The 19610-nt window shown below is 48.1% G+C and carries 22 protein-coding genes and 1 riboswitch; of the genes, 11 read left to right on the top strand and 11 right to left on the bottom strand.

Translation table 11 applies throughout. The annotated features are described in order from the left end of the window. Positions 1-122: 122 nt before the first annotated feature. From NC981_RS11290 to fabI, 4 genes are all read left to right on the top strand, one after another. The gene (locus NC981_RS11290) at positions 123-350 is read left to right on the top strand and encodes a hypothetical protein (RefSeq protein ID WP_348242914.1); all 228 of its coding nucleotides are present in this window, start codon (positions 123-125) and stop codon (positions 348-350) included. Beyond that, a complete protein-coding gene (locus NC981_RS11285) occupies positions 323-811 on the top strand; it encodes a type II toxin-antitoxin system VapC family toxin (RefSeq protein ID WP_348242913.1) in 489 nt (162 codons plus the stop codon). The genes NC981_RS11290 and NC981_RS11285 overlap by 28 nt, the downstream gene beginning before the upstream one ends. A 118-nt stretch (positions 812-929) precedes the next feature. Then, positions 930-1412, top strand: coding sequence for an AAC(3)-I family aminoglycoside N-acetyltransferase (locus NC981_RS11280; RefSeq protein ID WP_277881354.1), 483 nt, complete (start codon positions 930-932; stop codon positions 1410-1412). 244 nt (positions 1413-1656) lie between these two features. After that, positions 1657-2454, top strand: a complete 798-nt coding sequence (gene fabI / locus NC981_RS11275) for an enoyl-ACP reductase FabI (RefSeq protein WP_348242912.1) — start codon at positions 1657-1659, stop codon at positions 2452-2454. A 289-nt stretch (positions 2455-2743) separates the two neighbouring features. Here fabI and NC981_RS11270 read toward each other — a convergent pair whose 3' ends face one another. From NC981_RS11270 to NC981_RS11235, 8 genes are all read right to left on the bottom strand, one after another. Next, positions 2744-3430, bottom strand: a complete 687-nt coding sequence (locus NC981_RS11270; RefSeq protein WP_348242911.1) for an ATP synthase F0 subunit B — start codon at positions 3428-3430, stop codon at positions 2744-2746. Continuing rightward, positions 3352-3891: a pantetheine-phosphate adenylyltransferase gene (gene coaD / locus NC981_RS11265; RefSeq protein WP_348242910.1), complete on the bottom strand. Its 540-nt coding sequence runs from the start codon at positions 3889-3891 to the stop codon at positions 3352-3354. The genes NC981_RS11270 and coaD overlap by 79 nt, the downstream gene beginning before the upstream one ends. A 104-nt stretch (positions 3892-3995) precedes the next feature. Beyond that, positions 3996-5168 carry an aldo/keto reductase gene (locus tag NC981_RS11260; protein WP_348242909.1) on the bottom strand — a complete coding sequence of 391 codons (1173 nt, stop codon included), beginning with the start codon at positions 5166-5168 and terminating at the stop codon, positions 3996-3998. Positions 5169-5199: 31 nt separating this feature from the next. After that, the gene (locus tag NC981_RS11255; RefSeq protein WP_348242908.1) at positions 5200-5382 is read right to left on the bottom strand and encodes a hypothetical protein; all 183 of its coding nucleotides are present in this window, start codon (positions 5380-5382) and stop codon (positions 5200-5202) included. Between the two features lie 14 nt (positions 5383-5396). Continuing rightward, positions 5397-5741 (bottom strand): DUF5615 family PIN-like protein, encoded by a 345-nt coding sequence (locus NC981_RS11250; RefSeq protein ID WP_348242907.1) that lies wholly within the window; start codon positions 5739-5741, stop codon positions 5397-5399. Continuing rightward, positions 5738-5962: a DUF433 domain-containing protein gene (locus NC981_RS11245; protein WP_348242906.1), complete on the bottom strand. Its 225-nt coding sequence runs from the start codon at positions 5960-5962 to the stop codon at positions 5738-5740. The genes NC981_RS11250 and NC981_RS11245 overlap by 4 nt, the downstream gene beginning before the upstream one ends. Before the next feature lie 583 nt (positions 5963-6545). Next, positions 6546-7454 carry an ROK family protein gene (locus NC981_RS11240; RefSeq protein WP_348242905.1) on the bottom strand — a complete coding sequence of 303 codons (909 nt, stop codon included), beginning with the start codon at positions 7452-7454 and terminating at the stop codon, positions 6546-6548. Next, positions 7432-7593 carry a hypothetical protein gene (locus NC981_RS11235; RefSeq protein ID WP_348242904.1) on the bottom strand — a complete coding sequence of 54 codons (162 nt, stop codon included), beginning with the start codon at positions 7591-7593 and terminating at the stop codon, positions 7432-7434. The genes NC981_RS11240 and NC981_RS11235 overlap by 23 nt, the downstream gene beginning before the upstream one ends. Before the next feature lie 135 nt (positions 7594-7728). Here NC981_RS11235 and NC981_RS11230 point away from each other — a divergent pair, with 135 nt between their 5' ends. Further along, positions 7729-9819: a flavin-dependent dehydrogenase gene (locus NC981_RS11230; protein WP_348242903.1), complete on the top strand. Its 2091-nt coding sequence runs from the start codon at positions 7729-7731 to the stop codon at positions 9817-9819. 568 nt (positions 9820-10387) lie between these two features. On the opposite strand, the gene NC981_RS11225 is transcribed toward NC981_RS11230, so the two are convergent. Further along, entirely contained in the window at positions 10388-11455 is a 1068-nt protein-coding gene (locus NC981_RS11225; RefSeq protein WP_348242902.1) for a glycosyltransferase, read from the bottom strand. Further along, positions 11448-12641, bottom strand: coding sequence for a glycosyltransferase (locus tag NC981_RS11220; protein ID WP_348242901.1), 1194 nt, complete (start codon positions 12639-12641; stop codon positions 11448-11450). The genes NC981_RS11225 and NC981_RS11220 overlap by 8 nt, the downstream gene beginning before the upstream one ends. A 225-nt stretch (positions 12642-12866) precedes the next feature. On the opposite strand from NC981_RS11220, the gene NC981_RS11215 reads away from it, so the two are divergent. The 4 genes from NC981_RS11215 (at position 12867) to NC981_RS11200 (ending at position 16414) form a co-directional block, all read left to right on the top strand. Further along, positions 12867-13901, top strand: a complete 1035-nt coding sequence (locus tag NC981_RS11215; RefSeq protein WP_348242900.1) for a WG repeat-containing protein — start codon at positions 12867-12869, stop codon at positions 13899-13901. Between the two features lie 66 nt (positions 13902-13967). After that, positions 13968-15242, top strand: a complete 1275-nt coding sequence (locus tag NC981_RS11210; protein WP_348242899.1) for a sodium:proton antiporter — start codon at positions 13968-13970, stop codon at positions 15240-15242. Positions 15243-15343: 101 nt separating this feature from the next. Beyond that, positions 15344-15439 carry a photosystem I reaction center subunit XII gene (gene psaM / locus NC981_RS11205; RefSeq protein WP_058996364.1) on the top strand — a complete coding sequence of 32 codons (96 nt, stop codon included), beginning with the start codon at positions 15344-15346 and terminating at the stop codon, positions 15437-15439. 552 nt (positions 15440-15991) lie between these two features. Further along, positions 15992-16414, top strand: a complete 423-nt coding sequence (locus NC981_RS11200) for a hypothetical protein (RefSeq protein WP_348242898.1) — start codon at positions 15992-15994, stop codon at positions 16412-16414. Between the two features lie 137 nt (positions 16415-16551). Here the strand turns inward: NC981_RS11200 and NC981_RS11195 are convergent, their stop codons facing one another. Next, positions 16552-16857: a hypothetical protein gene (locus tag NC981_RS11195; protein ID WP_348242897.1), complete on the bottom strand. Its 306-nt coding sequence runs from the start codon at positions 16855-16857 to the stop codon at positions 16552-16554. Positions 16858-17508: 651 nt separating this feature from the next. Continuing rightward, a riboswitch (cobalamin riboswitch) is annotated at positions 17509-17640 on the top strand. A 31-nt stretch (positions 17641-17671) separates the two neighbouring features. On the opposite strand from NC981_RS11195, the gene cobG reads away from it, so the two are divergent. Next, entirely contained in the window at positions 17672-18988 is a 1317-nt protein-coding gene (gene cobG / locus NC981_RS11190) for a precorrin-3B synthase (protein ID WP_348242896.1), read from the top strand. Beyond that, the gene (locus NC981_RS11185) at positions 18981-19610 is read left to right on the top strand and encodes a precorrin-8X methylmutase (protein ID WP_348242895.1); all 630 of its coding nucleotides are present in this window, start codon (positions 18981-18983) and stop codon (positions 19608-19610) included. The genes cobG and NC981_RS11185 overlap by 8 nt, the downstream gene beginning before the upstream one ends.

The following is a 19610-nucleotide window of genomic DNA, read 5'->3' as shown; positions in this document are numbered from 1 at the left end:
CAATCGTTGAGAAAGGATTAGCGATCGCATCCGCTACAATCAGGCTACAGCTTTGAGCCACGATCGCAATTCGCTGAACTGCTCAGGAAGTACAATTGAGCTAACTTGTTTGGAGAATCATCATGAGTCCTCGATTGCAGCAAGTTCTGGCTGAAATTGCTCAACTCACATCCGAAGAACGATCGCAACTAATCGAGCAAGTTCAGCAGATGCAAACCCTTGAAGCGCAGCCTAGAAAATCTTGGCAGGATTTAGAAGGAGCCGCGCCGAATTTGCTCAATGGTGAAGATGCTCAAGCTTGGATTAATCGAATCCGCGATGAGTGGGACGATCGCGAACAGCAGTTCTGAAAACAATATATGTCACGCAATTTGAGCAAGCTTTCAACGGCGCAACCCAACTTTTCTTAGACACAGCCCCAGCCATCTATTATATTGAACGGAACTCTAGTTACTTTGCGATCGTTCAACGTATCTTTCAAGGCGTACAAAATAATACCTTTCAAGCTGTTACCTCGCCAATCACTTTATCAGAATGCTTGATCTTACCAACACGCCAGGGTTTGTTAGCACTGCAACAGGAATTTAACGCAGCAATTGTGAACGGGGAGAACACAATTCTTCAGTCAATCGATGCAGTCATAGGACGAAAGGCAGCAGAATTGAGAGTGAAATATAATTTGAAACTGCCAGATGCTCTCCAAGTTGGGACAGCTATCGTGGCTGGGTGCTATGTTTTTCTTACAAATGATTCAGCCTTAAAGCGAGTTCAGGAATTGAGAGTGGTGGTCATCGGAGATTTAGTAATTTGAGGGGCAACAGAACCCTGATCTTCATTCATCCCATCCCAAAGCTCAGACAGGCACTCCCAATGTACTGGCGAGTTAGGAATTAGAGAAATTCTTTTGTGCTGCAGTTTAGGAGGTGTACTTGTCTTTACAATCCCGTTTCAGCATTCACCAAATCGCGCCCGACGACGTAGCTTTGTTGGAAGCCATGTTGACAATCTTTGGCGAAGCCTTTAATGAAGTGGAGACCTACAGCGGGAATCGACCTAGTGTGACTTATCTCAAGCGTCTGCTCAACAGCGGCTACTTCATTGGGATCGCTGCTGTGCAGGACAGCGAAGTTGTAGGCGGTATCGCAGCCTATGAGTTGATGAAGTTCGAGCAAGAGCGCAGCGAGATCTACATCTATGATTTGGCTGTTGCCGCAATTCATCGTCGTAAGGGTATCGCGACAGCATTGATTCGGGAGCTTAAGCAGATCGCCCAAGACCGAGGAGCATACGTTATTTTCGTGCAGGCAGATATCGATGATGAACCCGCGATCGCGCTGTACACGAAATTGGGCATTCGCGAAGAAGTGCTTCATTTCGACATAGCAGTTGAGGATGGCAATGGCACTGCATAATAACTGCATAACAATTGAGATGTAGCGGGTTTTGAATCAGCGTTGCGGAGATAAATTAAGAAATCGCATCTTCTACAATCAATCTACGGTCTTAAGCTATTCATGCCGTAAATCTCCACGTTTCCTCGATTCAATCGAGTGCTTCGCTTCATTGCACGAGTTTGAGTTCTATCCGAATCGATCAGTTCAATTATGGCGTGTCAGATTCTGGTATCCTCATAAATGCTTACCACGGTAGAAGACCATGCTAGACCTGACTGGAAAAAACGCACTTGTAACGGGAATTGCTAACAATCGCTCGATCGCATGGGGCATTGCTCAACAGTTACACAAAGCAGGCGCAAACATTGGAATTACTTATCTACCCGACGAAAAAGGCAAAGCAGAAAAGAAAGTCGCAGAACTGACCGAATCCTTGCAGCCGAGTTTATTTCTGCCGTTAAATGTGCAGGATGAGGCTCAGATCGAATCCGCATTTAACACCGTGCGCGACAAATGGGGCAAGTTAGACATCCTGATTCATTGTCTTGCCTTTGCCAACAGAGAAGATTTATCTGGAGACTTCTCCAACACTTCGCGCAGTGGATTTTCTCTTGCACTCGATGTCAGTGCTTATTCGCTGATCCAGCTTGCCGGAGCCGCAAAGCCCCTGATGACCGAAGGCGGTAGCATTGTCACCCTAACTTACCTGGGTGGCGTAAAAGTGATTCCGAACTACAACGTCATGGGAATCGCCAAGGCTGCCTTAGAAATGAATGTGCGTTATCTCGCATCAGAACTCGGTCAGAACAATATTCGCGTGAATGCTATCTCGGCAGGCCCGATTCGCACGTTGGCTTCTTCTGCGGTCGGCGGCATTCTCGATATGATTCACCACGTCGAGGAAGTTGCGCCACTGCGTCGGACTGTGACTCAGATTGAAGTTGGTAACACGGCAGCGTTTCTCTGTAGTGACTTGTCGAGCGGTATCACCGGACAAGTGATTTACGTCGATGCGGGCTACGAAATCATGGGAATGACCGGATCAAAAGCGGCGGAGTAATCAAGCTCTGAATTAATATCAGTGCACTCACCAAATTCTAGAATTTGGTGAGAATCATTGCGATCGAACTCATGAACCCAGCCGTTTTTCCAAACTGTGATCGAATCCGTCGAAGCCCTTTCCGACCTGTTTGGAGACGAGGAATGATACCCAGTCAATTTGGTATGAGAGCGCTGCTTTTTGGTAAGGGCTTTCGTCGTGCCCTGAAGAAACGAGGAAGCCAAAGAAGCAGAGATCGTTTTCATCGACATGGGAACGCACGCCGAAGCGGACTAACAGGCTCGATCGCTTACTGCACCTTACGATCGCCCACATTCCCCTTCGGCTTCGGAATCGATGGCGGCTGCGGTTGGTTGATGTGCAACTGAGCGCGACCGTTTCGCACAATTCGCAGCATTTCGCTCATCTGCGTTTCCATATCGCGTAAGACCTTATCGGCGTACTCGTCTGCACCATTTTGGACATCTTCGCTTTCTTCGATCGCCAAGCGTCGCATTTCCTCTAAATCCTGCTGCGCTTGTCTTCGCATCTGTTCGATTTGCGCCAGAGTTTGCTGCTGCACCGCTTCACACTCATGCTGTACCGCACTGCGAATTTGCTGCGCTTCTTGCTCGGCTCGCTGAATAATTCCAGTTTCATTCAACATCAGAGCGGCGCGGCGTTCTGCCTCTTCGACAATCTCTTGAGCGTACTGCTCCGCCTGATCCAAAATCTCATCACGGTGCTGCGCGATCTCCACCGCTTCGTGAAACGCCTCTGGTAAGCTCAACCGCACCAGATCTAACTGATCGAGAAATTGTTCCTCGTCGATTAGCGTCCGACGAGACAGGGGAATCCGGGGGCTATCGAGAAGCATTTCCTCTAGCCGATTCAGTTCTCGTTGAATATCGAGACTGCCTACTCGCTGAACGTCGTGGCGACGATCGCTGGGGTTGGCTCCGTCTGGGGTGATGCTGGGTGGGTCTTGGCGTAACATCGGTAAATATCTTCGGCGACGTGGGTAGGAACCAGGTGATCGATCGATCCGCCAAAGCGGGCGATTTCTTTGACCACACTGCTGCTGAGGAAGCTGTGCTCGTTCGAGGTCGCAAGAAATACGGTCTCGATCTGAGTCGATAGCGTCTTATTCGTGTGTGCCATTTGCAACTCCATCTCAAAATCTGAGACAGCGCGTAATCCTCGAATCAGGGCGCTCGCTCCCCGCATTTGAGCGTAAGTCACAGTTAACCCTTCAAAACTATCGGCTTCAACGTTGGAAAGGTGGTGAGCCGCGATCTTAATTTGATCGAGGCGCTCTTGAACGCTAAAGAGCGGGGTTTTGTTAGGATTTCGCAACACGGCAACAATGACGCGATCGAACAATAGCGCACCTCGCTTGATAATGTCGAGATGTCCGTAGGTAATCGGGTCAAAGCTGCCGGGGTAGATGGCTATCACAAGAAAAATTCAGTGTCTGTACTGAGGGCAATAAAACGAATCTACTTACTTTACCTCGCCGGAAAAAGTTTGAGCCGTTTAATTTAGAAGAAATTTTTCAATGGTTATTGCTCGGATAATCGCTTGACGGCTTCACCGCCTAGCAGTTGGTGGGTTTCGTGCAGTAATTCTGGGATGCGATCGGCAAAGGGACTGGCAGCTAAGCAGGGTCGCAGGGCTGCGATGTCGATTTCATTCACCCGCGCTCCCGGAAACCAGTGGCTGCCTTGACCGAGCAAGTTATAGCGCATTTTGGCGTAATCGACCAAATCGTAAGCGATCGCTAAATTTCGTAACCATAAAATCGTGTGCAGATTCAGCCGTCCGGGAGTTTCGTCAACTGTGGGTAATCCAGTTTGCCAGCGTTTTACCCAATCGGCACCGAGACGATCGATTGCCGCTTGCTCTAGTCGCTCAAGAATCGGGGGGAGGAGTTCATCGGCACGATCGAGCAGGTCTAAGGTTTTCAGGTGTTCGTCGAAATCGCTCGGTTTTGCGGCTCCGATGCTGAGGGTGTGGACTTGCGGATGGCTCAGACAGAAGAGATTGTTAAACACGATCGGGGAAAGCGGCGCACAGAGATCCACTAAGCGCTGGGGTGGATTGTAGAGGTTGCCGCCTTTGTTGGAGGGGCTGATGATGAAAACGCCCATATCGTGACGGGTTGCGGCTTCGATCGCGCTCCAGTTTTGCTGATTGATGTAGTACCAGTGCAAATTGACGTAATCGAACTGATCGGTTTCGATCGCCTGGGTAATTATGTCGGTTGATCCGTGCGTGGAAAATCCCACCGATCGGACTTTTCCTTGGTCTTGTAACTTTCGCACGACTTCTAGGCAGCGCAGCGCCTGTTCTAGCGTTTCTGCATTGTTAATTCCATGCAACCCCAAGAGATCGACGTAATCCAGTTTGAGGTATTTGAGCGATCGTTCAAATGTATGGCGAAACGATGACGGATCTGCCATCGGCACGACTTTAGTTTGGCAAATCAGCTTTTCGCGGGGGATTTTTGGCAAGATTTGACCCAACTGCATCTCCGAAGAGCCATAGCCGCGAGCGGTTTCGATGTGATGAATTCCTAACGCGAAGGCTCGTCGAATGGTGGCTTCTAAGTTTGCCTGATTGTCCGCTGGAACTTGATCGCGAGGGACATCTTGCCATTTGTATTGATAGCGCATTCCCCCGCATGAAAATACAGGCATCTGAAGTTCAGTGCGTCCAAAACGTCGGTACAGCATGAGCGATCGCGTCAAAAGTGAAGGTCAGATTCTATCCTAGCGGGTTGAAAAAGATTCTTTGGTGCTGGGTGGTGGCTGCACTTTGCAAGAAGAGGAGGGCGATAGACTTGCCCTTGTCTGCCTCTAATCGAAACGGTTGGATAAACTGAGGACGTAAAAGTTGTTTCACCCCTGGAATTAGTGATCGTTGATCGCGGGCAAAGCGTTGTTTCATGAACTACTTTTGAATTAGGTTTGAGAATTGCTGATTTCGACAATCGCTTCTCCTTGCCTGAGTTGTTCTAATGCTGGTGGAAGAGCAGCGCTCAGTAGAATTCGGAGGTTTCGATTAGTCACGTTGCCACAGGTTAGCCATAAAATCTGTGGTGGTGTACCGAGACGACAAACTAAATCAACAAAATCGCTATCTTTTGTCAGAATGATGGTCTCAGAATTTCGTGCGGCTTCAAAAATTTCGATATCTTTCGCATCACGTAGCCCTAGTTCTTTCAAGGAAACTGCTTCGACTTCAAAGGTTTGATTTAGCCAATTTGCAAGAGTCGGAGGAAGTTGAGCATCAATCCAAATTCTCATGCTGTGAGTCGAGGGAAATCAGTACGTCGGGCGGCAAAGAGCAGACAAGCTTGGATGTCCTCAGGTTCTAGATCGGGGAAGTCTTCTAAAATTTCTGTGCTGCTGACATTCTCGGCAAGCATTTCTAGAATGTCACTGACTCGGATTCTCATGCCGCGAATACAGGGACGACCGCCGCACTGTCCAGGCGTTTGGGTAATGCGATCGAGGAGAGGATTCATAGATGTTTTGTGATCGGGGTTCTTTTATTCTAGAAGTGGAAGCGCGTGCTGCTCCGCATATACCGCAAGGGTCGGCATTCGCAGCGGCGCAGTTTTCCACATTAAACCGATTTCTTCGGGCGTAAGTCCATAAGCTTGATTGATCAGATCTGAAAGTTGGCGTTCGAGTTTTTGGGCTTCGATCGTGCGTGTTTGTATCGGAATTGCGTATTCGTTATAGGCTTCGGTGACTTCTTTTATGTCTGCAATGCTGAGGCGATCGCTGCTTTTTGATCGTCACTGCTATCTTTAATCGGAACATTTCCACTCAAAACAGCAACATTCCTACTTTAAGCAAGACTATTCCCACTTCAAGCAGCAACATTCGTGTTCAGAAGCGAAACATTCCTACTTTGAGCAAGACTGTTCCCCCTTCAAACAGCAACATTTGTGTTCAGAAGCGAAACGTTCCTACTTTGAGCAAGACTGCTCCCACTTCAAACAGCAACATTCCTGTTTTTAACGCAATTTGTCTCAGTTGACGCACCAATCTTGCTGCTGAAAGCCCCAAACGGCTCTAAAAAAGCGAAGAGCAAACCCTATCCTAACGGGTCGAACTTAATTCCTCGGTGCAATATCGGTCGAGCGCTAGTTTCGCGGCTCCAACCATTCCTGCTCGATTTCCCAATTCTGCTCTCAAAATCCGTAATCCTTCCCGCGAAGTAGGCATGACTCGCTGTTCAATTTCAGCGATCGCACTCGGTAAGAAAAACTCCGCACTCGCGCTCACACCGCCCCCGATGACGATCGCTTCTGGTGTCAGCACATAAACTAAGCTCGTCAATCCAACACCCAAATCGCGCCCATATGATCGCCAAAACGAGAGCGCTTCCGGATCGCCCGATCGTGCCAATTGCCCTAATTCGTCCGGTGCTTTTCCGGTGCGTCGGCGAATTGCTCCGATCGAGAGATGCTGCTCTAGCGATCCACGATTACCACTATTGCAGAGCGTACCATTCGCATCGAGACTAATCAGCCCTAGTTCACCTGCTGCACCGTTGTGCCCGATAAATAGTTCACCATTGAGCATAATCGCTCCGCCCACTCCCGTTCCCAACGTCAGCAAAATGAAATTGCGAAACGATCGCCCCGCTCCTAACCAAGCCTCTCCCAATCCGGCACAATTGGCATCGTTCGCGGCGATCGTGGGTCGTCCGGTTTTCGCTTCTAACCAATCCGCTAGCGGCACATCGACCCAATCCGGTAGATTAATCGCAATTCGCGCAATGCGTCCCGCTGCATCGGTCGGCCCTGGCATTCCAACCCCGATCGCCAAAGCCTCTCGATTCGGATCAAGTTGCTCAATTGCCTCAACGATCGCAGCGAGAACGGCTTCGGGAATTGCAGGCTGCGGAGTCGGAATCGAACACGATCGCAGACAGGTGCCATCGCTCTCAAACTGCCCTAGCTTAATCGCCGTTCCACCGAGATCAATTCCTAGAACCTGCTTCATCCTGTGTGACTTCCCATGCCTGCGCCACCTTTTCACGCCACCAATAGCGCTGCTCAACTTCTAGCAGCGTATCATCTTCCATCACTTCTGCTAATGGTGGGATAGATCTGGAGACGGGGCGCGGACTAGGATAATTCATTGGGCAGATCCAATCTGGCGGCTTCAATCATGAATAATGAGATGTGAAGTTTCTGAAGTTGGTATCAGGAGTAGCTTGTTTTCCCTCAATTTTTCAATCCGCTTTCGTTCTTATTTCGGAGTTTAGAACCCACTCATGAAAGAAATTCTTTATCTCGAAGTTCCTACCCCTGATACCAATGCTGTGATTCAGTGGCTACACACGGATTATCACCCCGATCGCGGCGAAAAAACACAAACTCCTGCCGGAATTCGGCTAACTTTGGGCGGTGAGCTTTCAATTTTTGTCTGGTCGCTTCAGCGATCGACTTATCTTAAAGTCTTTCGTACAGGCACGATCGCCCACGAAAAACAAATTATTAATCACTTTGTCAGCGCGATTAGAACACAGTTTCCAAACCTTTACCCCGAACCGCCAAACCTTGATCTATCGCAACACTCCATTTTTGAGGCATTAGCACCGTACTATCCCAAAACCGTAGAGCTCTTTAAGAAAATTCCGAACGGGGAATATGATCTCAATCGAGTTTACTGGTGGGAACAGCGCTGGCGTGAGGGAGTCCGGGCACCGCAGACTCCTAAGCAAGTTGTGTTTGTGACCGATGATGGCAATATCTCGCCTGCAAAGACTGCGTTTGATCTGGTCTATGTTGGCGGGGCATTGGGAATTGTTCATGCAGCAGTAATGGCGAGACTAGGCTATCGCGTGTTGCTGCTTGAGCGGATGCCCTTTGGACGGATGAACCGGGAATGGAATATTTCGCGCGGTGAGTTCCAGAGTTTGATTGATCTGGGATTGTTTACCGCAGCCGAGTTCGATCGCGTGATTGCCAATGAGTACGTCGATGGGTTTCACAAGTTCTTCGATGCGAATAATCCACCGCAAGCGAAGGCAAAAATTCTGCACACGCCTACGGTTCTAAACGTTGCGATCGATGCTGAGAAATTCCTCAAACTCTGCGGCGATAAACTCCGCGAAGCAGGCGGCGAGATTTGGGATGAAACTGAATTTCAACGCGCTGACATCAGCCGCAATCAAGTGACTATTTATGCAACGCATCTTCCAACCCAAAGCGACAGACAAATCACCGGACGATTGTTAGTCGATGCCATGGGAACGGCTTCGCCGATCGCGTGGCAATTAAACGGTGGACGGGCGTTTGATAGTGTCTGTCCAACCGTTGGCGCAGTAATTTCAGACGGCTTTGATCCAGCAGTGTGGGATAGTCACTATGGCGATGTGTTGAACAGTCACGGCGACATTTCACGCGGACGGCAATTGATTTGGGAACTGTTCCCAGCCGAAGGTAAAGAACTGACGTTTTATCTATTTCACTACCATCAAGTGCATCCCGAAAACCCTGGATCACTGTTGGAAATGTATGAGGACTTTTTCACGATTTTGCCAGAATATCGGCATTGTGACATGGATAAGCTGGTCTGGAAGAAGGCAACCTTCGGCTATATTCCTGGACATTTCAGCACCAGTAGCCGCGATCGGACGGTGGCATTCGATCGGCTCATTGCGATCGGTGATGCTGCCTCCTTGCAATCGCCGCTAGTGTTTACCGGATTCGGCTCACTGGTGCGAAATCTTTCCCGCTTGACTCAGTTGCTCGATACAGCACTCAAGCATGATTTGTTAACGAAACAATATCTGAATGCAATTCGAGCCTATCAAAGCAATATCTCTGTCACCTGGATGTTTTCTAGGGGCATGATGGTTCCGACCGGAAAATCCTTGCCACCGCAGCAAGTCAACTCGATGTTGAATACATTCTTTGATGTGTTGGCGACGCAGCCGCCTGCGATCGCAGATGCGTTCATCAAAGATCGCGTCACCTGGACAAGATTCAACAGGATGGCGATCGTTGCGGGTTGGAAGAATCCATCTCTCTTGCTCTGGATCTGGCAAATGGCAGGCGCAAAAGACTTATTACGCTGGACAAGAAGCTATCTTAGCTTCGGGGTAAATGCTTTGATTAGCTGGATTTTGAGCGGCTGGTTTCCGAAATTGCTGTTTCAGGTTCAACCCTGGTTAGAGCCAAGATTTCCGGCTTTGTGGCTGTGGGGATTATCGCAAAGCTATGCGCTCACCTATGGTATGGGTAAACCCGACTTGATGCCGAGATTTAAGCTATCGAGACCGAGAACTGCGATCGGCATCAATCCGCGATCGCGCTTAGAGAGCCGAGAACCAGAAGCCGGAAATCGTCAGGTTAGCTAACTAAACAGCTTCTAGAGTGGGGAGATGCTGGATCTTCTCACTCTCTGCTTAAGTAACTGGCACAAAGTTCAACGGTGCGATGATCAAGGTGTTACCGATCCGACCCCTGCCGATTGGGGATTAGTACTTCGTCCACGATCGCTTGCCCTTCAAAGCGCATTGGATCAAACAAAGGATTCGCTGGTCTGAAGTTTTCCAATTCTGCGGATGAGTGGTGAACTCCAAAGAACTTGAATAATAGATGAAACATTTCCCCGTCCCTCCAATTCATTCATCTATTAGCTAGTGATGTTCTATCTTGTTTTGTGACTGTTGCAATTCCGTTCAAGATTCGATTTTGAGCATTAATTCTCGATTCTCTATTAATTTGTAAATTAACGTCAGTTCGATACAAGTCTTGGCCGCGTTTGGATCTGCGGGTAGCCCCCTAAATCCTCCACGAGTGGGGGACTTTGAAGCTTAGAAGGCGCTTAAATTTGGGGAATCGCGATTCTCTAAGTCCCCCAAAATGGGGGATTTAGGGGGCAGAGCGGCTCAAATCGAAGCGAAAAAACTCATCGAACTGACGTTAATCCTTCGGGCGAGAAACCCGAAATCTAGGCGATCGTGCCTTCCCTCTCAATTCCTGCCAAAGTTGCTCATATTGTTTGGTCATTGCTTCAACCGTGTAATTCGACAGTGCCATCTGTCTGGCTTGTTGCCCCATTTGCAGACGTAGAGGGCCATCATCTCGCGATCGCATTAAAGCTTTTACCAATCCATCCACATCGTTCTTTTCGATCAACCATCCCGTTACACCATCAATCACCGCTTCGGGCATACTTCCAACTCGTGTAGCAATCACCGGACGAGCCGCTAACATGGCTTCGACCATTGCTAAAGGAAAGCCTTCTGAGCGAGATGGCATTGCTACCACATCGAATTTTGATAGATACGATCGCGGACTGTCCACCCAGCCTAAAAGCTGAACTCGCTCTTGAATACCTAGATCAATTGCCAGTTGTTCTAAGTTCGATCGCTCTGACCCTTCACCTAAAATTACCGCATTGATGTTCTCAGTTTGAGCGATCGCTTTCAATAAAATTTCATGCGCTTTCATTGCATCTAATCGCCCGATGCTTCCGACGATCATGGTTTCTGCTGTGACTAATTGAGCTTCTCCTAAATCCGGTACACCATTCGGAATCGAGATTACTGAATTGCGACCGAGCGCGTAAAAGTCCTCCATGCGTTGAGCGCTCTTCTTTCCTACGGCAACATGAGCATCAAGCCGCAAGGATAGAAATCGAGTGCGCCAAAGCTCGATCGCATCAGTCGTTCTGAGCGGTAATTGATCCACTCGAACCGCTCTGGCATTTGGAATCATCAATGCGGCTGTTAGACCGATCGCACAAGCCCAAGGTGTACAGCAATTGATGTGAATGATATCGGGCTGCAATCGAGCGAAGGTTAACCAATGCGAGAAAAGTGTTTTAGGCAGAATAAATTTAGGACGATCATGGGCAATTGCATTCACCACAGTCTCAGAAACACCGACTACAGTTACGTCTGCCGATGTAGTTGCAACTAAATGACCTAAGCTAATTTCTGCACCACCAATTCCTTCCGAATCAGTGTAGACCACAACTTTAAGCATGAGACAACACCGATCGATAGATTGCAAGATGAGCTTCGGCGATCGTTTTCCAGTTGAACTGATGCACGAATTGATACCCTTGTTGAGCTAAGCGAAATCGCTCTGATGAATCTTCAATTAGCTCTAACAGTGCATGAATTAGTGCATCAGAATTACGCGACGGAATCTGTTTAACTAGGCTAGTTAAGGTTGAATCCGTCGATCGAGTTGCAATCACAGGTAATTGATGTGCCATTAATGCTAGTAATGAGCCGCTTTTCAAGGTCACACCATGATTAAACGGTAGCACTCCGATATCAGCACCCGACAGATAAACAGAAGCAACCTCCCCCGGAACATAGCCTGTCATGTGAACTCTATCATTGAGTTGCAGCTCAGAAATCATGCTTTCTAGCTTGTTCCAATACTGTTTAGCCTCTGCTCCACGCAATGCTAGGCTTTCAACCCCACCTATTAAAATCAATCGCGCTTGAGATTGCTGCTGCACTACGATCTGAAAAGCCTTGAGCAATGTTTCCAAACCTTTCACCGGATGCAAAAATCCGAAGAACGCGATCGCAGTCACATCCTCAGACCAACCACAGTTCTCTAATAGCTTTTGTCTTGCAGTCTTACACGCAGTCACATCAATATTTGCACCGATTGGAATTCGATGTACTTTTGCATCGGGGAGACGATCGACAATTACTTTTTCAGCCTCAGCATTCGTTGTGATAATTGCAGCACTTTGAGTTAGCAAAAAACCATCTTCACGATCCCACCATTGCTGCTGTTGACCCCACTGTTTCAAGCTCTCTAACAGTGCAGATGGAATCCATTTCGGCTGCCATTCCCACCAGCCATATTCGTGGGCAGTGGTGATGATCGGTTTATGCCATCCTGTAGCCCGAAGTACGATCGGTAACAGAAAGATGGCTCGATCGAATCCATAAGTCCCTGCTGCGTGTTGAATGTGCAAGAGATCCGCCTGCGTTTGATGAACCGCTTGCACCAGTGCAGGTAGATTCTGTAAATTCCAGTCCTCTACAACGCCTAAGACGCTTGGATCGTTGGCAAGTTTAGCGGCTTCAGTTGTCGTTAAAACAATAGTATTGATCGACAGTTCTGATCGCAGTCGTGCCGTATAGTGAGCCACCCCACAGCGATCGGGTAAATAAGTTCCAGCAATCAAAGCAACTTTAGGCATTTCCAATATCACGAACATCCTAGTTAGCGATATTAAATTTGCTACTTCAGATAAAGCGCAACTACTTTACGGCATAGCCACTAGATCGAGGCTTGAATACAATCCCCGTCGCAATACTTGATCGCGGCAATAGTTTTAGTTTAGCGACGATCGACTTTCACCTAGTTTTAATGTTCAAACTGTTGTTCCTCGTTACACTTAAGCGTATGTGTTACTGATATTTCGATGATGTTTCGCCTCTTTTTGCTTGCGGCTCTCAGCTTGGTAACGATCGAAGCTTGCACGGCTCCTCCGAGAATTGCAATCGCACAACGCGCTATCGCTGTCACACCCACTCCACTTGCGATCGAAAATCAGTTTGATAGCGCAAGTGACTTCGCTGAAGGTGCAGCGTTAGTGCAGTTCGGACGAGAATTTCGCTACATCGATCACGCTGGGAGATTAACCGTTACGCCAAAAATCGAGCTTGAAGCCTACGCACCGTTTTCTGAAGGATTAGCGATCGTCAAACTCGGCGGTTTATTTGGTTATTTGAATCGGCAGGGTGAGTTCGCGATCGAGCCAAAATTTGAGCAGGTGTCAAAATTTCAAGAAGGACTGGCTGCCATTCGCGTCGATCGACGCTACGGATTTATTAAGCCTACAGGTGAGGTAGTGATCCCGCCGAAATTTGAACTGACCTCCGGATTCTCTCAAGGACTCGCAGCCGTAAAATTGGGCGCAAAATATGGCTACATTGACCCAACTGGACAGATCAAAATTGAGCCAAAATTCGATGATGCTTGGCGATTTTCTGGGGGATTAGCGGCGGCTCGAATCGGTCAAAAATGGGGCTACATCAACCAAAACGGTCAATTTGTCGCCCAACCTCAATTTGATGGCGCGTTTAATCTTTCCGATGCAATGGGGCGCGTCCGAGTTGGTGAGCGTTGGGGATATGTCGATTCCAGGGGAAAAGTTGCGATCGCACCTCAGTATTCATTCGCCTCTGATTTCTCTAACGGTTTAGCCTTAGCTCAAAGCAATCAAAAATGGGGCTACATTGATAAATTCGGCAAATTTGTAATCGAGCCAAAATACGAATTTGCTGCAAGCTTTCAAGAAGGATTTGCCCCCGTCAAAATTGGGGACAAGTGGGGCTACATCAACCCAACCGGAAAGATTGCGATCGCGCCTCAGTTTGAAGAGGCAGGCGCATTTCACGAAGGATTAGCGCGAGTCAAACTTAACGATAAATGGGGCTATATCCCTAAGCCCTGAGAAAGACGGCGAATCTATCAGCAGACGAATAGGACATAACCAGATGCCCCATTAGAGTAAAGACGAATGCAATGTGGGAAAGCACCTGTGGATGTTTATATTCTTGATTTATTAGTCATCGGCTTACTGCTACTAATGGTAACGCTGGGAGCAGGATGGATCGCCCGCTTACCGCTCTCTTATGCACTAATTTATCTACTTGTTGGTATCATTTTAAGCCCGTATGGTTTTAATCTGGTTCAGGCTCGCCCAGACGCAAATTTTTTAGAGCGAGTGACGGAAATAGTTGTCTTGATTTCGCTCTTTAGCTGCGGACTCAAAATGAATCGTCCAATGCAATTTTGGGCTTGGCGATCGACCACGCGATTAATCGGTTTATTAATGCCGATCACGATTTTTTCAATTGCTGCGATCGCGCATTTTATTCTCAAATTAGACTGGGGATTAGCCATTCTTTTAGGTGCAATTCTTGCCCCGACTGACCCGGTTCTCGCCGCAGAAGTACAGCTCGAAGACCCCCACGATCGCGATGAATTGAGATTTGGTATCACTTCCGAAGGTGGATTAAATGATGCGCTGGCATTTCCGTTTGTCTACTTTGGTATTCACTCGATCGAAAAAGGCAATTGGCGCAGTTGGTTTCGAGAATGGCTCATGATCGATGTGGTGTGGGCAATTTTTGCCGGATTAGCGGCTGGTTTTTTGGTCGCAAAAGCGATCAAATGGATTGATAAAAAACTCGAACGCTTTCGGACTCCCGATGATTTGATGGAAGATTTCGTCGCTCTCAGCGCCATTCTCATCACCTATGCCGTGACTGAGTTAATCAACGGATATGGCTTTTTAGCAGTCTTTATTGCAGGAATCGCCATGCGAAGACGACGGAATACCGAGTACACAAAAAATCAACTCCACTTCATCGAACGGTTAGAAAAACTATCAGAAATCGGAACCATTCTCCTGCTCGGCTCGATGCTGCGATTCCAACCGATGCTGAAATATGCGGGCGATGCGTTTCTAATTGCCTTTAGCTTAATCTTTGTGATTCGCCCATTAGGAACTTGGATTAGCACGATCGGCTTAAAGGCTCATCCCGCAACGCGCTGGCTTTATGGCTGGTTCGGAATTCGCGGAGTCGGCTCGATTTACTATCTCGCCTACACGTTCGGTCATGGACTGAAGGGTGAAACGGGTGAACAAATCGCCTGGATTACCTTTTGGACGATCGTCATTTCCGTCCTGCTGCATGGCGTAACTTCAACCCCCCTAATGCGCTGGTACGAGCGTAATGTCGAACACAACCCAACTTTAGAGCAACATCCCGCCCAGCACGAAGCTTAATCGGGACACGCTCTGTTGCATCTTGTTACGAACTACTTCCCGAAATGTGCATTTTCGTTCACATTGAGGAACGATACCCTGAGATAAGGAGTTTTCACACAATGTCTTTATCCGATACTCAAGTTCTGGTTGCACTGGTCGTGGCTCTCATTCCGGGAGTCCTCGCATTTCGGTTAGCCACTGAACTGTATAAGTAGGTTCCGAATCAGTAGGTTCCGACCAAAGCAAGAAACTCGCCTTGATGGTGAACAGGCAAATCGTTAAAAGAAAACTGTCAATTCAGTGCTCATTTTTCGATTCAGCTAGTAAACTATCTAGGCGAGTTTCCTGCCTAAATGGGTTCTTTCCAAGCAGGTAGGCGAACATATCGCGATCGAAAAGCACAAAAAAGCGCCATTCAAGACTGCGAAAAAATTCAAAGCTTTTCTCTCAGTTTTCAGTTCTTTTTTGTTGTAACTGTGCTTAGTTCACTCGTACTTCTTGATTTTGGGTGCCAGATTTGTAATCTTGAATAAGCTCTACTGATAATCAAATTTTGAAAGTCAATCCTTTGATGAATTAAAGTTTGATATTCTTCCCGTTGAATCGGTGAGAAATTTTGGTCAGTCTCTTATCCAAGAACATCGAACTCAGTTAAGTTACAGGGATTCACGTTAAAAGTGAAACCTAAGCGTGAATACTTCTGGATGAAAGTTTTTTGTGCTTGAGTGACTTTCTTTTGCTATCTGCTATCACACGTTAACGAACCCATGAATGCACTTCCTCTTCCACAGCCGCCTGAATCTCCCAAGCCTCGCCGCTCTCGACAGTCTGCACGTCGCGCCCGTCCGCAGCCTGTGCAGTCAGCCAGCAGACATCGTATTTTAGCGGCTGAAGCGATCGCGAAACTGGGTGTAAATGCTGTCATTTCTAGCGCCGCGATCGCGGCATTGGTGCAGCTTATTCCTCAGAGCATCAGCCAGCAGACAAAACTCAAAGAAATTCAAGCGGAAGTCCAGATCGCTGAGACGCGAGTGACTCGCTTGAAAGCAGACTTTAACCGCTATTTCGATCCGCAGCAGGCAACCGCGATCGTTCAGGAGCAAACGAATCGTGCAGACCCGAATCAGCGCTTGATTGTGTTAGATGGTGCAGAGTCCCCCAAGCAAGCGGCTCCCGCTCAAAATCCTTAGCGATTCGCAACTCTGAAGCCCCAACAGAATTCGATTGAATGTCGAGGTCAGCTTGATTTCGACGCTTTTGCATGAAAAAATCGCATCCTCATATCAAGGATGCGATGCCCGATTTTGCTTAACGCTTTGCTTAACGCCTAGAGCGAAGAAGCCGTAACTTCCGACTCTGAAAGCATTGCCCCAGACTCAATGACACAAGGAAAGGCGCTGGTAAATGAGTTTCCGCCAGCGCTGGTCGTGCTGCGCGATCGGGCAAATGCTACTTCAGGATGCCAGGGGGCGACTTCCCATTCTGGTTCAAAAATTGGAGTTGCCAGAGAACAAGATTTCCAGGTACTTTGAACGGCGACATTGAGTTGATTACAGTGTCCACCGCGCCGTCCTTCAGGAGAATAGAATCGACAGTGGCGACAGATTGAGGTCAAGGCATCGTTATTGTTCATGTTCTCGGACAGGTTAGAGTGCGAATGTGAAACAGCAGGACTACTTCTTATGAAGTATTTTGGTTTGTTACTGAGTGAAATCAATTAAGAAATATTGAGTAAGTTGCCTATACTCAATACCGATTAGAACGATTAACCGGGGTTCACAACTACTGTGTTTCTGATTCTTATTGTTAAGCAGGTTCGCAGGAATGTGTGTTTATAAAAACCTTGAAAATCGTTGCTATATCTCGCTTCTAGCAATCAATTGCGAAAATGGAGTTTCATATTGATTTTAGATTTCGGGGATCGCTTTAAACCGTGAAAAATAATTGTTTAGAGCTGTACAAAGGCGAACTAGAAGTGCAAAAACGGGATGGGGATCAGAGAGAAACACATAGCAAACTCACTTATTACAAATCAGGCTTTTTGAAGGTGACGAAACAAGAAACCTGTTTTTAGCGTCACTTTTTGATTGCGCCCTACAATAAGTATCCCCAGCAGAATCGCTGTACTCCTCTAGCAAGAGTTAGAAATCGGGATCGCTGAGTAGAGAGTTTACAAATGAACGCAACTATGAATTGAAAAACAACGATCGCGATCGCTACAATCTGTAAAAACTTCTAAATTTGTCAATTTTCAGTTTTCTTAAGAAAGAGGTAACGATCGGAATGCGAGTGAATTGAGTGTGATATGCTGCATTGGCTTAGGATTGGGAAAGTCCGGTCAGATTCCGGCACTGTGGCGCAACTGTGATGAACAAGGGTTCGAGTCAGAATGCCAGTCTTGAGCAGTCTGTTTAATTCTCTGCGACCCACGGAGAAGGGGCATATTCATGAGTTGGTTGGCTGCATCAAATCCCTGTCCAGGCTTGTTTTATGGCACCGCTGCTCAAGACGGAACGTTGATTCGGATTCGCGTTCCGGGCGGTTGTATAAGTCGTGATCAAGCAATTGCGATCGTCGAAATTGCCGATCGCTGGCAGACTTCCAGGGTTCAAGTGACAAACCGCGCGAATCTTCAGTTTCGAGCGCTGCGATCGATTCCAAGTCCCGAAGTGTTTAGCACGCTGCAATCGGTCGGACTTGCATCTCAGAATCCACACCTGGATCACCTCAGAAATATCATGGCAAGCCCAACGGCAGGAATTGATCCAGCAGAGTTAATCGATGTGCGATCGCTAGTTCAGGCAATTGATACTGATCTTCAGAACACGCCTGAATTGATCGGACTGCCGCCTAAATTTAGTATTGGAATTGATGGCGGTGGAGCGATCGGGATTGGGGCGAGATCCGAATCAGTTTGGCAGCATCGGTACAATGAGATTCAGCTTTCTGCGGTGACGTGCGATCGGTTTAAGTTGACGCTGGGGAGCAATCGGCGATTCTATGAGACAGGTGTGCTAATCAAAAAGTCAGATTGTGTGGCAGCGATCGCAGCGCTGACGCAAACGTATCTCGCCTATGTGCAGCAGTCCCAAAGTCAGAAAAAGCCGCGTCTGCGTGATTTATTAAAAGATTGGGGGATTGAATCGTATCTTGAGCGCGTTCCGTTTCAGTTTGAGCGTGATTCAGATGCTTCGATTTCGCCTGCTCGAACACGAACAGAGCTAACGCAGTATTTAGGCATTCAACCGCAGCGCCAACCCGGACGGGCTTATATTGGAATTGCGCTCAGACTGGGGTGGATGACGATCGCTCAGCTTCGAGGCTTGATTCAACTGGCGGAAACTTACGGTTCTGGAGAATTGCGGCTCACCCCCTGGCAGTCTATTTTGCTTCCCGACGTGGCGATCGACCAGACAGCAACGGTGCTCGACGCGATCGCAGCGCTTGAGCTTTCCACCGATTTGAGCAATTCTACAGTGGTTGCCTGTGCTGGAAAACCAGGCTGTGCAGCCTCAGAAACTCACACTCAAGCCCACGCATTAACCTTGATCAACCAATTAAACCATCCTGTTAACATTCATGTTACTGGCTGCCCAAAACGATGCGCTCAACCCAGCCCCGCAGAATTCACGCTGCTGGGAACAACTGTGCAAGGCTCTGAAGCTTATGCTTTGTTTGCAGGCGATCGACCCCTCAGCGATCGTCCGATTCTCGCAAGTGAACTTTCGACGATCGTAGAGTTAATTAACACGCTACATGATTGATTACATTCGTAACGGTGACGATATCTACCGCAAATCCTTTGCCATTATTCGCGCAGAAGCTCGACTCGATCGCTTACCTGCTGATCTGGCTCATGTCGCAGTCCGGTTAATTCATGCTTGCGGGATGACTGATTTGGCTGAAGATATCGAGGCTTCTCCGGATGCAGTGGAAGTGGGGCGATCGGCGCTTGCGATCGGTGCTCCGATTCTGTGTGATGCTCAGATGGTGGCAAATGGCGTGACCCGCAAACGCTTACCTGTAGATAATCAGGTAGTCTGTACGCTCAATGATTTGATGGTTCCAGAACTTGCACGATCGATCAACAACACGCGATCGGCTGCCGCTTTGGAACTTTGGAAACCCATATTAGGCGGAGCAGTCGTAGCGATCGGCAATGCTCCGACAGCGTTGTTTCGGTTGCTGGAGTTGTTAGACGAAGGTGCGCCAAAGCCCGCGCTGATTTTAGGGTTTCCGGTGGGATTTGTCGGAGCCGCAGAATCAAAAGCGGAACTCGCGGCAAATAGTCGGGGTGTTCCTTTTATCACGCTGCACGGGCGGCGGGGTGGAAGCGCGATCGCAGCGGCAGCGGTAAATGCTTTAGCAAAACAAGAGGAGATATAA

This window comes from Leptolyngbya sp. DQ-M1 (genome assembly GCF_039962505.1).
GTDB lineage: Bacteria > Cyanobacteriota > Cyanobacteriia > Leptolyngbyales > Leptolyngbyaceae > Leptolyngbya.
This window is presented reverse-complemented; position numbering and strand designations above follow the sequence as displayed.